This is a genomic window from Microbacterium sp. NPDC079356 (assembly GCF_049545465.1).
Lineage (GTDB): Bacteria > Actinomycetota > Actinomycetes > Actinomycetales > Microbacteriaceae > Microbacterium > Microbacterium gawkjiense.
On sequence record NZ_JBMWDN010000005.1, the window covers coordinates 76,858 to 89,993 of the forward strand.

Consider the following 13,136-nt stretch of genomic DNA (forward strand, 5'->3'; position numbering starts at 1 on the left):
CGACCTCAGCGTCCGCGTCGGGCCGCGGCATCCGCTCGCCCGGGGACGACGTCGCCGTCCTCGGGGAGTCGGATCGGCGTCGTCGCGGCGACCTCGTCGCTGAACTCCTCGGGCGAGACGACGCTGATCGGACGGGTCTCGTCGATCGTCATCGCGAATCGGCGCGTCTCGTGGCGGTGCAGGCGTCCCGAGAGCAGCAGCCAGCCGCCGCCGACGCAGAAGGCGACGAGCGCCGCCGCGGCGCCGAGCAGGATCGCGGCGCGCGGTCCGAACGCGTCGGCCACCCAGCCGACGATGGGGGCGCCGAACGGGGTGCCGCCCATGAGGATCGCCATGTAGAGCGCGAGCACGCGTCCGCGCAGGGCCGGCTCGGTCGTCGTCTGCACGTAACCGTTCGCCGTGGTGAGGGTCGTCACCGTCGCGAACCCGATGAACATGAGGGTCGCGGCGTAGGCGACGTAGACGGGCATCGCGGCCGAGAGCACCGAGGCGATCGCGAACAGCCCGAGTCCGCCGATGACCAGGCGCAGCCGGGCGCGGTCGCGTCGCGCCGCGAGCAGGGCGCCGGCGAGCGACCCGATCGCGAGGATCGAGCTGAGCACGCCGTAGCCGTCGGCGTTCTGGCCGAACTCGAGAGCCATGGTCGAGGCGAGGATGGGGAAGTTCATGCCGAACGCGCCGAGCAGGAACACCATGATGAACGTGACGACCAGGTCGGGTCGGCCGCCGACGTAGCGCAGCCCGTCGGCCATCCGCGCGGCGCTGCGCAGCTTCGGTCGCGGGGCGAGCTCCGCGGGGCGGATGAGCAGGAGGGCCACGAGCATCGCGAGGAACGTCAGCGCGTTGATGAGGAACACCCAGCCGGTGCCGACGGCGACGATGACGAGACCGGCGACGGCGGGTCCGATCATGCGGGCGGTGTTGAAGGATGCTGCGTTCAAGGCGACCGCGTTCGAGGCGTTCTCGCGCGCCACGAGGTCGGAGACGAAGGCCTGCCGGGTCGGGTTGTCGAACGCGGCGACGACGCCGAGCGCGAAGGCGAAGGCGTACATCGTCCACAGGTTCATCGCGCCGAGCAGGAGCAGCACGCCGATCGTGAGCCCGAGCACCATGAGCGAGCCCTGGGTCACGAAGAGCAGCTTGCGGCGGTCGAAGCGGTCGGCGACGAGCCCGGTCACGCCCACGAGCAGCAGGGGTGGCGCGAACTGCAGCGCCATCGTGACACCCATGGCGGTCGCGTCGTTGTCGGTGAGCTGCGTCAGCACGACCCAGCTGAGCGCCGTCGCCTGCATCCACGCGCCCACGTTCGACACGAGCGCGCCGATGAACCAGACGCGGTAGTTGAAGACGGAGAAGGAGCGGAACATCGCGGAACTCATCGCTCGGCCACCTCCTGCATGATCGCGGCGGCCTTCACCAGGGTCGCGCGCTGGGTCGCGGTCAGGTCCTCGAAGGCGTGCTCCAGCCAGGAGTCGCGCCGCCGGACCGTCTCGACGACGACCTCCCGTCCGCTGTCGGTGAGTTCGATGATCACCTTGCGGCGATCGTTCTCGTCGGGCGTTCTGCTCAGGTAGCCGAGTTCCTCGAGGCAGTTGACGGTGCGGTTCATCGAGGGCGCCGACACCCGCTCGCGCTCCGCGAGCTCGCCGAGCGTGTGCGGACCGTGCACCCTGAGCGCCGCGAGCACGGCGAACTGGCCGTCGCTCATCGTGTCGACCGCGCGCTGCGAGCGCAGGCGCCGCGCGAGCCGGAAGGTCGCCATGCGGAAATCGGATGCCGCGTGAGCGAGGTCCTGGGTCTGATCACCGGTCGCGTCGCTCATGTTTCATTAGCATAGCTCATTAGTCTGGCTAACGGCTCGGAGCGTGGCATCCGATCGGCCCTAGGATTCGAGCCATGCCCGAGTTCATCGATGCACACGGCATCGCGATCGTCTACGACGTCCACCCCGCCGAGGGAACGCCGAGGGGCGTCGTCCAATTGCTGCACGGCGTCGGCGAGCACGCCGGCCGCTACGCCGCCCTCATCGCCGCGCTCACCGCCGACGGGTTCACCGTCTACGCCGACGACCACCGCGGCCACGGCCGCACCGGGCTGCGCCAGCACGACGGCGACCACTCCCGTCTCGGCCGCCTGGGGCCGGGGGGTCTGCGCGCCGCGATCGCCGCGTGCCGGCAGTTCACCGGCATCACCCGGGGTCGCCACCCCGACCTGCCGCTCGTGCTCCTCGGGCACTCGTGGGGGTCGTTCCTCGCGCAGAAGCTCGTGAACGCCGACCCGGGCGCCTACGACGCGCTGGTGCTCTCCGGGTCGTCGCTCCTGTGGCCGGGCGCCCTCAACGCCGCGCCCCTCAACAAGCGCTGGGCGGGTGCCGACGCGACGGGTGTCGAGTGGCTGTCGACGGATGCCGCGGTCGGCCGCGCGTTCCTCGACGACCCGCTCACGACGATGGTCCCGCTGCCGACGCTGTTCGGCCCGGCCGACACCGTGCGTCTCCTCGGCAAGCCGAAGCGCGACCTCGGGGTCGATCTGCCCGTCCTCCTCATGGTCGGGCGTGACGATCCCGTCGGCGGCCCGCGGAGCGTGCACCGCCTCGCCGACGCCTACCGCAGCCGGTCGGGACTCACCGACGTCACGACCCTCGTCTACCCCGACGCGCGGCACGAGATCTTCAACGAGCACTGCGCCGCCGAGGCGCGCGCCGACCTGCTCGCGTGGCTGGACGCGCGCATCGCGCGGCGCGACGCGGCATCCGCTTCCGGCGCCGACGCCGCTGCGGAGACGGGAGAATAGGACCATGCACGGCGAGTACAAGGTCCCTGGCGGCAAGCTCGTCGTGGTCGATCTCGAGGTGGCCGACGGCCGCATCGCGGACTTCCACCTGGCGGGCGACTTCTTCCTCGAGCCCGACGACGCGCTCGCCGACATCGACGCGGCGGTCACGGGGCTCCCCGTCGAGGCGGACGTCGCGACGATCGCCGCCGCCGTCCGCGGCGCGCTGCCCGAGGGTGCGCAGCTGCTCGGCTTCACGCCCGAGTCGGTCGCCACCGCGGTGCGCCGCGCGCTCATCGTCGCCCCCGGCTGGAACGAGTTCGAGTGGGAGGTCGTCCACGAGAAGGCGGTCTCGCCGGCGATGAACCTCGCCCTCGACGAGGTGCTCACGACGCGCGTCGGCGACGGGCGCCGCACGCCGACCCTGCGCATCTGGGAATGGGACGAGTCCGCCGTCGTCATCGGCTCGTTCCAGTCGTACCGCAACGAGGTCGACCCCGAGGGGGCCGCGAAGCACGGTTTCCAGGTCGTCCGCCGCATCTCCGGCGGCGGGGCCATGCTCATGGCCGCGAACTCGATCGTCACGTATTCGCTGTACGTGCCGGCATCCCTCGTCGCGGGGATGACCTTCGCGGACTCGTACGCGTTCCTCGACGACTGGGTGCTGCACGCGCTGCGCTCGCTCGGCATCGACGCGACCTACCAGCCGCTCAACGACATCGCCTCGTCGAAGGGCAAGATCGGCGGTGCGGCGCAGAAGCGCCTCGCCAACGGGGGAGTGCTCCACCACGCGACTCTCAGCTACGACATGGACGGCCAGGTCCTGACCGAGGTCCTGCGCATCGGTCGCGAGAAGCTCTCGGACAAGGGCACGGCGTCTGCCGCGAAGCGCGTCGACCCGCTGCGCAGCCAGACCGGGCTGCCGCGCGCCGAGATCATCGAGCGCTTCAAGGAGACGTTCACGTCGCTGTACGGCGCGAAGCCGGGCTCGATCTCCGAGGAGGAGTACGCCGAGGCCGAGGCGCTCGTCGAGTCGAAGTTCTCGACGGACGCCTGGCTGCGCCGCGTCCCGTGACCGTCGAGATCCATCTCGGCGACAACCTCGAGGTCGCTCGGCGCCTGCCGGACGCCTCCTTCGCGCTCGTCTACCTCGACCCGCCGTTCAACACCGGCCGGACCCAGGAGCGGGCGATCGAGTCCGCGTTCCGTATTCAATCCGCAGCGGATGCCGCCGCCCCGGCATCCCCGGATTCCCGGAAAACCGCGGTCGACGCATCCTCGTCGGGACTGAACACCGAACACCTCGTGCCCGACCCGGACGCCCCCGCCCCGCCGGCAGGCCCCGTCAAGGGCGGGTTCCGCGGCACGTCCTACGCCCGCACGCGCGGCGCGCTGCGGCTGTACGACGACCGGTTCGACGACTACTGGGGCTTCCTCGAGCCGCGGCTGCGCGAGGCGTGGCGGCTGCTGCAGGACGACGGCACGCTGTACCTGCACCTCGACTACCGCGAGGCCCACTACGCGAAGGTCATGCTCGACGCCGTCTTCGGCCGGGACTGCTTCCTCAACGAGCTGATCTGGGCCTACGACTACGGTGCGAAGTCCCGCAAGCGCTGGCCGAGCAAGCACGACACGATCCTCGTCTACGTGAAGGACCCGTCCGCCTACTTCTTCGACTCGGATGCCGTCGACCGAGAGCCCTACATGGCTCCGGGCCTCGTGACCCCCGAGAAGGCGGCGCGCGGCAAGCTGCCGACGGACGTCTGGTGGCACACGATCGTCCCCACGTCGGGCCGCGAGAAGACGGGCTACCCGACGCAGAAGCCCGAGGGGATCCTGCGGCGGATCGTGCAGGCGTCGAGCCGTCCGGGCGACCGCGTGCTCGACCTGTTCGCGGGCTCGGGGACGACGGGCGCCGTCGCCGACGCGCTCGGCCGCGACGCCGTCCTCGTCGACCACAGCGCCGACGCGCTCGCCGTCATGCGCACCCGCCTGCCCGAGGCGGTCGTCGTCGGCTGATCCGGTGCCTCGACCCCGGCGCGTCAGCCCCGACGGATGCGGGGTGCCATCGCGCGCAGCCGCGCGATGTCGGCGTCGTCCAGCAGTTCGCGCGGCAGGATGATGGCCGGCCCGGTCAGTCCGTGGACCCGCACCCTGACCGAGTGCGGCCCCGTCGAGATGCGCCACAGAGCGGATGCCGCGACCGTCAGGCTCGTGGCTGACGTGGTCACGGTCAGCCCGGACTCGGTGACGGCGACGGTCAGTCGGTCGCCGGCGGGGTAGAGCCCCTCGATGACGGCGGTGAGCTTCTGCGTGCCCAGGTGGCGGATCGCGACGAAGCCGATCGCGATCAGCAGGCCCCAGAACGCGGCCATGACCAGGGAGCGGACGTTCCCGTTGAGCGCGAACAGCCCGAAGCCGTAGACCAGCAGGATCAGGATGCCGCCGACCCACAGCCCCGTCTGTTTGGTCCGCTGGTGGTCGCGGGCGAGGCGCCACCTCATCCCGTGATCGATGACGATGCTCTTGCCCGTCGACGTCTCCTGCACTGCGGCATCCGTCATCGCGACCCCCTCGCTCGTGCCCTCATCGTGACACGACCCGTCCGCCGGTTCCACCATCGGATCGAGACACGGCGTCCGGGACGGAACACCGTCCCGGACGCCGTGTGCGGGGCTCAGTCCTGCAGGAAGGCGAGCAGCGCCTCGTTCACCTCGGCGCCGTGGGTCCAGAGCAGGCCGTGCGGGGCGCCCTCGATCTCGACGTACGTCGCGTCGGGCAGCAGCTCCCGGAACCGGCGAGCGGTCACGTCGATCGCGAGGATGTTGTCGGCGGTGCCGTGCAGGATGAGCGTCGGCACGGTGACGGCGGGGATGTCGCCGCGGAAGTCGGTCGCCCACGTGAGCGGGGCGGCGGCGATCGCGGCGTTGCCGGCCTGGTTCGCGACGGCGACCGAGGCGTCGAGCGCCTCCTGCGAGATGCGGTTCCCGAGGTAGTCGTCGAGGTTGTAGAAGTCCTGGAAGAAGCCGGTCAGGAAGGCGTACCGGTCCTCGGCGACGGCTGCGGCGGTGCCGTCGAAGAAGGCCTGGTCGCCCGCGCCGTCGGGGTTCTCGTCGTTTTTCAGCAGCCACGGCTCGAGCGAGCCGAGGAAGGCGACCTTCGCGATGCGGTCGGCGCCGTAGCGCGACAGGTAGCGCGCGATCTCCCCGGTGCCCATCGAGAAGCCGACGAGGACGGCGTCGGTGAGCTCGAGTTCCTCGATGAGGGCGTGCAGGTCGGCGGCGAAGGTGTCGTAGTCAGAGCCCGACGCGGTCTTCGTCGAGGCGCCGAACCCGCGCTGGTCGTAGGCGATGACGCGGTAGCCGGCCTCGAGCAGCGCGGCCTGCTGCTTGCCCCACGACTCCCCGTTGAGGGGGAAGCCGTGGATCAGCACGACGGGCTGTCCCGACCCCTGATCCGTGTAGAAGATGTCGACGTCGACCGAGTTCTCGGTCCCCACGGTGATGTACGCCACAGCGGCGCTCCTTCCCGCCGGAACGGTCGTCCGGCGACATCCCGACGCTACGGCCCCGGTCCGGTCGCGGCCAGAGCTTGACGGGATCCTTCGCCCGCCGTTCACCGTCCCCCGCCGCTAGCGTTGCCTCATGGCGGCGATCGACCTCAACGCGGACCTCGGCGAGACCGTCGACGGCGTGCCGACGGCCGACGACGAGGCGATGTTCGCCGTCGTCTCCAGCGCTTCCGTCGCGTGCGGCGGTCACGCGGGCGACGCCGATTCGATGCGGGATGCCGTCCGCCGGGCGGCGGCGCGGGGCGTCGCCGTGGGGGCGCACCCGTCCTTCGTCGACCGTGCCGGGTTCGGGCGCGTGCGGCTCGCCGTCCCGACCGAGGTCCTCCGCGACCAGGTGCGGACGCAGATCGCCGCCCTCGTGTCCGCCGGTGCGGACCTCCGGTACGTCAAGCCGCACGGGGCGCTCTACCACGCGGTCTCCGCCGATCCGCAGACGGCGGAGGCGGTCGCCGACGCCGTCGCCGACGTGGCCGCGGACCTCGGCCGCGCGCTGCCGCTGCTCGGGATGCCGGGGGCGATCGCCGGCGCGGCCGCGAGGCGCGGCATCCCGTTCCTCCTCGAGGCGTTCCTCGACCGCGGGTACCTGCCGAACGGCACCCTCGTGCCGCGCACCGACCCGGGCGCGCTGCTGCACGACGCCGAGGTCGTCGCCGCGCGCGCCGTGCGCCTCGCGACGGGCGGCGGTGTCGAGGCCGTGGACGGCTCGGTCCTCGCCGTCGACGCGGCATCCCTCTGCCTCCACGGCGACACCACGGGTTCGGTCGCGATGGCGCGGGCCGTGCGCGCGGCGCTCGACGCCGCGGGGGTCGAGGTGCGCGCGCCGTGGTGATCCGCCCGTTCGGCGACAGCGCGCTGCTCGTCGAGGTCGACGCGCTCGCCGAGGTGCTCGGGCTCCACACCGCCCTGGTGGCGAGCCGGCCCCGCGGGGTGCGCGATCTCGTCCCCGCCGCGCGGACGGTGCTCATCCACGTCGACCCGGCCGTCCTCCCGCTCGCGGCCGCGCGCCGGTGGATCGAGGGAGTGGATGCCGCCGGCGCACCCGCCGCGCCCGGTGAACCGGCGCCTGCGGAGGAGATCGAGATCCCCGTCGTCTACGACGGCCCCGACCTCGACGAGACGGCGACGCTGCTCGGCATCGGCGCCGGGGAGCTCGTCGCGCGCCACCTCGCGGCGCGCTGGACGGTCGCCTTCACGGGGTTCGCCCCCGGGTTCGGGTACCTCGTCAGCGCGGACTGGCGCATCGAGGTCCCCCGCCGCGCGACCCCCCGCGCACGGGTGCCGCAGGGGTCCGTCGCCCTCGCGGGGGAGTTCACGGGCGCCTACCCGCGCGAGACCCCCGGCGGTTGGCAGCTCATCGGGGCGACCGCCGCGCCCCTGTTCGACCCGCTCGCCGACACCCCCGTGCTCCTGCGCCCCGGCACCCGCGTGCGGTTCCGACGCGTCGCCGCCGCTGCGGTCACCGCGGGCTCCGCCACCGCCGTCCTTCCGGTCGGCCGCCCGGCCGCCGTCGTGCAGGACCCCGGCCCGTTCGCGACGGTGCAGGATGCCGGTCGCCCCGACGCGCTCGCCGACGGCGTCGCACGCTCCGGCGCCGCCGACCGCCCGGCGCTCGCCGCCGCGAACCGGCTCGTCGGCAACGCACCGGGCGCCGCCGCGATCGAGGTGACCCTGGGCGGCTTCCGCGCGACCGCGACCCGTGATCTCTGGATCGCCGTCACCGGGGCGTGGGGGAGCGTCCACGTCGCCGGGCGCGAGGTCGACCCGTACCGCCCGGTGCTCTGGCCCGCCGGCACCGACCTGTCGATCGGCAGCTTCCGCGCCGGGGTCCGCGCGCTGCTCGCGATCCGTGGCGGCGTCGCGGGGCATCCCGTCTTCGGATCGGTCGCGACCGACACGCTCGCGGGCCTCGGACCCGCACCGCTGCGCGCGGGCGACGGCATCGCGACGGCGGATGCCGCCCGGCATCCCGTCCCACCCGTCGACCTGTGGCCGTGGACGCCGCCGCCGACCGTCATCGACGTCCCCGTCGCCGCCGGTCCCCGCGCCGACTGGTTCACCCCGGCGGCGCGGCAGGCGTTCTTCGAGACGACGTGGGTCGTCGGCGCCCGCGCCGACCGTGTCGGCATCCGTCTCGACGGTCCGCCGCTGGCGCGGACGGCGGATGCCGCCTCCCGGGAGCTCGCGAGCGAGGGGATGCTGCCCGGCGCCGTCCAGGTGCCGCCGGACGGTCTGCCGGTCGTCCTTGGGCCGGACGGACCGGTGACCGGCGGGTACCCCGTGATCGGCGTGGTGACCGCCGCGGGACGCGCGGCGCTCGCCCAGGCCCGACCCGGTTCTCACCTTCGGCTCCGCAGCGCAAGCCCTCGGCGGTGATCGCCGCCGGCGCGTAGGGTCGGCCGCATGTCGTTCCGTCGCGCCTCCGTCGCCCTCGCGCTCGCCGCCGCCCTGGGGTCGGCGGCCGCGGTGGGATTGACCGGATGCACCACCGAGTCCGCGCCGCCCGCCGAAACGCAGGAGGTCTCGCCGCAGCAGACGGAAGCCGTCGAGTTCGCCCCCGCCACCGGAACGGAGGTCGCGACCGACGAGTACACGTTCCGCCTCCCCGACGGCTGGGGCTTCCCCGACGGCGCCCCCGACGCATTCGACCCCACGACGTTCGCCGCCGACCTCCAGGACGACGACGACTACCCCGACAACGTCAACATCCTCGTCTCGCCCGGCGGCGAGGTCACCTCCGACCAGGTCGAGCAGAGCGGCATCGACGAACTCGAGGGCGCCGGCGCCACCGACGTGCAGACCCTCGACCGGGTGACCGCGGCGGGCTCCGAGTCCGCGCACCTCACGGCGACCGTGTCGACGGGGGAGGTCCCGTACGTGATCGACCAGTACTACCTCGTCGACGCCGGGCAGACCTACATCGTCACCTTCTCCTCGAGCGTCGACGTGCCGCAGGAGGATCGCGACGCGCTCGCGATGTCCGTTCTCGCGACCTGGCAGTGGGTCTGAGCGGCGGAGCCGGGGGTCTGAGCGGCGCCGACCTAGCGCGAGTTATACCGCAGCATCCGAAACTCGTCAACGATCCGACTGGACACGGCGCGTCGTCCGTCCTATAGTGAGTAGTTGCGCTCCCCTCTACTTGCCCTCATATGGTGGTCGGCTTGTGCCTGCGCCCCCGACGGTTCCCGTCGGCGCGCGCCGCAGGTGTCGGATGCGGGAGTACTCCACCTGACGACAAGGAAAACCAGCCCTCCCCGGGCTCACGGAGGTAATTCCCTTGGCTGCTGCGCGCAACGCAACTTCCACCACCACCACCAAGAACGGCCGCGGGGCATCCCGCCTCTCGTTCGCCAAGATCTCCGACACGCTGACGGTCCCCGACCTTCTGGCGCTGCAGACCGAGTCGTTCGACTGGCTCGTCGGCAACGAGGCGTGGAAGGCACGCGTCGCCGAGGCGCAGGCCGCCGGCCGCACCGATGTGCCCGAGATCAGCGGCCTCGAGGAGATCTTCGAGGAGATCTCGCCGATCGAGGACCTCGGCGAGACGATGCAGCTCTCGTTCACCAACCCCTACCTCGAGCCCGAGAAGTACTCCATCGAGGAGTGCAAGGAGCGCGGCAAGACCTACGCCGCCCCGCTCTACGTCGAGGCCGAGTTCATGAACCACCTCACCGGTGAGATCAAGACGCAGACGGTCTTCATGGGCGACTTCCCGCTCCAGACCGCCAAGGGCACCTTCATCATCAACGGAACCGAGCGCGTCGTCGTCTCGCAGCTCGTGCGTTCGCCGGGTGTCTACTTCGACAAGACGCCCGACAAGACCTCCGACAAGGACATCGTCTCGGCGCGCGTCATCCCGAGCCGCGGCGCCTGGCTCGAGTTCGAGATCGACAAGCGCGACCAGGTGGGCGTGCGCATCGACCGCAAGCGCAAGCAGTCCGTCACCGTCTTCCTCAAGGCCCTGGGCCTGTCGAGCGAGGACATCATGCAGGAGTTCGCGGGCTTCAGCTCGATCGAGGAGACCCTCGAGAAGGACACGATCCTCACCAAGGAGGACGCGCTCCGCGACATCTACCGCAAGCTCCGTCCGGGCGAGCAGGTCGCCGCCGAGGCCGCCCGCGCGCTGCTGGACAACTTCTACTTCAACCCGAAGCGCTACGACCTGGCCAAGGTCGGTCGGTACAAGATCAACCAGAAGCTCGGCATCGACAAGCCGCTCAGCGACTCGGTCCTGACCGTCGAGGACATCGTCGCGACGATCAAGTACCTCGTCCGCCTGCACCGCGGTGACGTCAGCTACGACGGCGTCCGCGCCGGCAAGCCCGCCGAGATCCGGCTCGACGTCGACGACATCGACAACTTCGGCAACCGTCGCATCCGCGCCGTCGGCGAGCTCATCCAGAACCAGGTCCGCACCGGTCTGTCCCGCATGGAGCGCGTCGTCCGCGAGCGCATGACCACGCAGGACATCGAGGCGATCACGCCGCAGACCCTGATCAACGTCCGTCCCGTCGTGGCCGCGATCAAGGAGTTCTTCGGAACCTCGCAGCTGTCGCAGTTCATGGACCAGAACAACCCGCTCGCGGGTCTGACCCACAAGCGTCGCCTCTCGGCGCTCGGCCCCGGTGGTCTCTCGCGTGAGCGTGCCGGCGTCGAGGTCCGTGACGTCCACCCCTCCCACTACGGCCGCATGTGCCCGATCGAGACCCCGGAAGGCCCGAACATCGGCCTCATCGGTTCGCTCGCATCGTTCGCGCGCATCAACGCGTTCGGCTTCATCGAGACGCCGTACCGCCGTGTCGTGGGCAACAAGGTCACCGACCAGATCGACTACCTGACGGCCGCCGAAGAAGCGGACTACGTCGTCGCGCAGGCCGGTGTCGAGCTCAACGCCGACGGCACGTTCGTCAACGACCGCATCCTCGCCCGTCGCGGTCAGGGTGGCGAGGTCGACCTGTTCCCGGTCGACGAGATCGGCTACATGGATGTCTCGCCGCGCCAGATGGTGTCGGTCGCGACCTCCCTCATCCCCTTCCTCGAGCACGACGACGCGAACCGCGCACTCATGGGTGCGAACATGCAGCGTCAGGCCGTCCCGCTGCTGCGCAGCGAGTCGCCGATCGTCGGTACGGGTATGGAGGGCTACGCGGCCATCGACGCCGGTGACGTCCTCACCGCCGAGAAGGCCGGTGTCGTCTCCGAGGTCTCGGCCGACGTCGTCACCGTCCAGCTCGACGAGGGCGGCACGCAGGACTACTTCCTGCGCAAGTTCGACCGCTCCAACCAGGGCACCTCGTACAACCAGCGCGTCGTGGTCTCGGCCGGCGACCGCGTCGAGGTCGGCGAGGTCATCGCCGACGGCCCCGCCACGGAGAACGGCGAGCTCGCCCTCGGCAAGAACCTCCTCGTCGCCTTCATGACGTGGGAGGGTCACAACTTCGAGGACGCCATCATCCTCAGCCAGGAGCTCGTGAAGAACGACACGCTCTCCTCGATCCACATCGAGGAGTACGAGGTCGACGCGCGCGACACCAAGCTCGGCAAGGAGGAGATCACCCGTGACCTCCCCAACGTCAGCCCCGACCTGCTGAAGGACCTCGACGAGCGCGGCATCATCCGCATCGGCGCCGAGGTGCGTCCCGGCGACATCCTCGTCGGCAAGGTCACGCCCAAGGGTGAGACCGAGCTGTCGGCCGAGGAGCGCCTGCTCCGCGCGATCTTCAACGAGAAGAGCCGCGAAGTCCGTGACACCTCGCTGAAGGTGCCCCACGGTGAGCAGGGCACGATCATCGCCGTCAAGGAGTTCAACGCCGAGGACGGCGACGACGAGCTCGGCTCGGGCGTCAACCGCCGCGTCGTGGTCTACATCGCCCAGAAGCGCAAGATCACCGCCGGTGACAAGCTCGCCGGCCGCCACGGCAACAAGGGTGTCATCGCGAAGATCCTGCCCGTCGAGGACATGCCCTTCCTCGCGGACGGCACCCCGGTCGACGTCGTCCTGAACCCCCTCGGCATCCCCGGTCGAATGAACTTCGGTCAGGTCCTCGAGACCCACCTCGGCTGGGTCGCCAAGCAGGGCTGGAAGGTCGACGGTTCGCCCGAGTGGGCCGCGAAGCTGCCCGAGCAGGCCCGCGAGGCCGCGCCCGGCACGAAGGTCGCGACCCCGGTGTTCGACGGTGCGTTCGAGGAGGAGATCGCGGGTCTGCTCGACTCGACGAACCCCACGCGTGACGGCGAGCGTCTCATCGACAGCTCGGGCAAGGCGAAGCTGTTCGACGGTCGCTCCGGCGAGCCGTTCCCGGCTCCGATCTCGGTCGGCTACATGTACATCCTGAAGCTGCACCACCTCGTCGACGACAAGATCCACGCACGCTCGACGGGCCCCTACTCGATGATCACCCAGCAGCCGCTCGGCGGTAAGGCCCAGTTCGGTGGCCAGCGCTTCGGTGAGATGGAGGTCTGGGCGCTCGAGGCTTACGGTGCCGCATACGCACTGCAGGAGCTGCTGACGATCAAGTCCGACGACATCGTGGGACGCGTCAAGGTCTACGAAGCCATCGTCAAGGGCGAGAACATCCAGGAGCCCGGCATCCCGGAGTCGTTCAAGGTCCTCATGAAGGAGATGCAGTCCCTCTGCCTGAACGTCGAGGTCCTCTCGGCCGACGGCACCGAGGTCAACCTGCGCGACAGTGACGACGAGGCCTTCCGCGCAGCGGAGGAGCTCGGCATCAACATCTCCACCCGGTTCGAGTCGACGTCGATCGACGAGATCTGACCCGTACCGGCAACGAACAGA

11 protein-coding genes are annotated in these 13,136 nt (G+C 70.9%); 7 read left to right on the forward strand and 4 right to left on the reverse strand.

Annotation, left to right across the window (positions count from 1 at the left end; all coding sequences use genetic code 11):
* Window positions 1–5: 5 nt before the first annotated feature.
* A complete protein-coding gene (locus ACPEH0_RS11990; RefSeq protein ID WP_366214250.1) occupies window positions 6–1,367 on the reverse strand; it encodes an MFS transporter in 1,362 nt (453 codons plus the stop codon).
* Between the two features lie 8 nt (window positions 1,368–1,375).
* On the reverse strand, window positions 1,376–1,822 hold the full coding sequence (locus tag ACPEH0_RS11995) for a MarR family winged helix-turn-helix transcriptional regulator (RefSeq protein ID WP_217528436.1): 447 nt from the start codon (window positions 1,820–1,822) through the stop codon (window positions 1,376–1,378).
* A 74-nt stretch (window positions 1,823–1,896) separates the two neighbouring features.
* Here ACPEH0_RS11995 and ACPEH0_RS12000 point away from each other — a divergent pair, with 74 nt between their 5' ends.
* Genes ACPEH0_RS12000 through ACPEH0_RS12010 form a run of 3 tightly spaced genes read left to right on the forward strand, consistent with a single transcriptional unit; the run spans window position 1,897 to window position 4,791 of the window.
* A complete protein-coding gene (locus ACPEH0_RS12000) occupies window positions 1,897–2,793 on the forward strand; it encodes an alpha/beta fold hydrolase (RefSeq protein WP_366214252.1) in 897 nt (298 codons plus the stop codon).
* A gap of 4 nt (window positions 2,794–2,797) precedes the next feature.
* Window positions 2,798–3,847: a biotin/lipoate A/B protein ligase family protein gene (locus tag ACPEH0_RS12005; protein WP_311286190.1), complete on the forward strand. Its 1,050-nt coding sequence runs from the start codon at window positions 2,798–2,800 to the stop codon at window positions 3,845–3,847.
* Window positions 3,844–4,791, forward strand: a complete 948-nt coding sequence (locus ACPEH0_RS12010; protein ID WP_366214253.1) for a DNA-methyltransferase — start codon at window positions 3,844–3,846, stop codon at window positions 4,789–4,791. The genes ACPEH0_RS12005 and ACPEH0_RS12010 overlap by 4 nt, the downstream gene beginning before the upstream one ends.
* Before the next feature lie 23 nt (window positions 4,792–4,814).
* On the opposite strand, the gene ACPEH0_RS12015 is transcribed toward ACPEH0_RS12010, so the two are convergent.
* Both ACPEH0_RS12015 and ACPEH0_RS12020 read right to left on the reverse strand, forming a co-directional pair.
* On the reverse strand, window positions 4,815–5,336 hold the full coding sequence (locus ACPEH0_RS12015) for a hypothetical protein (RefSeq protein ID WP_366214254.1): 522 nt from the start codon (window positions 5,334–5,336) through the stop codon (window positions 4,815–4,817).
* A gap of 113 nt (window positions 5,337–5,449) precedes the next feature.
* Window positions 5,450–6,286: an alpha/beta fold hydrolase gene (locus ACPEH0_RS12020; protein ID WP_423719473.1), complete on the reverse strand. Its 837-nt coding sequence runs from the start codon at window positions 6,284–6,286 to the stop codon at window positions 5,450–5,452.
* Window positions 6,287–6,416: 130 nt separating this feature from the next.
* On the opposite strand from ACPEH0_RS12020, the gene pxpA reads away from it, so the two are divergent.
* The 4 genes from pxpA to ACPEH0_RS12040 all read left to right on the forward strand — a co-directional run bounded on the left by pxpA (window position 6,417) and on the right by ACPEH0_RS12040 (window position 13,115).
* Window positions 6,417–7,172 carry a 5-oxoprolinase subunit PxpA gene (pxpA, locus tag ACPEH0_RS12025; protein ID WP_366214256.1) on the forward strand — a complete coding sequence of 252 codons (756 nt, stop codon included), beginning with the start codon at window positions 6,417–6,419 and terminating at the stop codon, window positions 7,170–7,172.
* Window positions 7,166–8,716, forward strand: coding sequence for a 5-oxoprolinase/urea amidolyase family protein (locus ACPEH0_RS12030; RefSeq protein ID WP_366214257.1), 1,551 nt, complete (start codon window positions 7,166–7,168; stop codon window positions 8,714–8,716). Before pxpA ends, ACPEH0_RS12030 begins: the two co-directional genes overlap by 7 nt.
* A 27-nt stretch (window positions 8,717–8,743) precedes the next feature.
* Complete coding sequence (locus ACPEH0_RS12035) at window positions 8,744–9,349, forward strand: hypothetical protein (RefSeq protein WP_217528422.1); 606 nt, start codon at window positions 8,744–8,746, stop codon at window positions 9,347–9,349.
* A gap of 268 nt (window positions 9,350–9,617) precedes the next feature.
* Complete coding sequence (locus ACPEH0_RS12040) at window positions 9,618–13,115, forward strand: DNA-directed RNA polymerase subunit beta (protein WP_064003342.1); 3,498 nt, start codon at window positions 9,618–9,620, stop codon at window positions 13,113–13,115.
* Window positions 13,116–13,136: the final 21 nt, after the last annotated feature.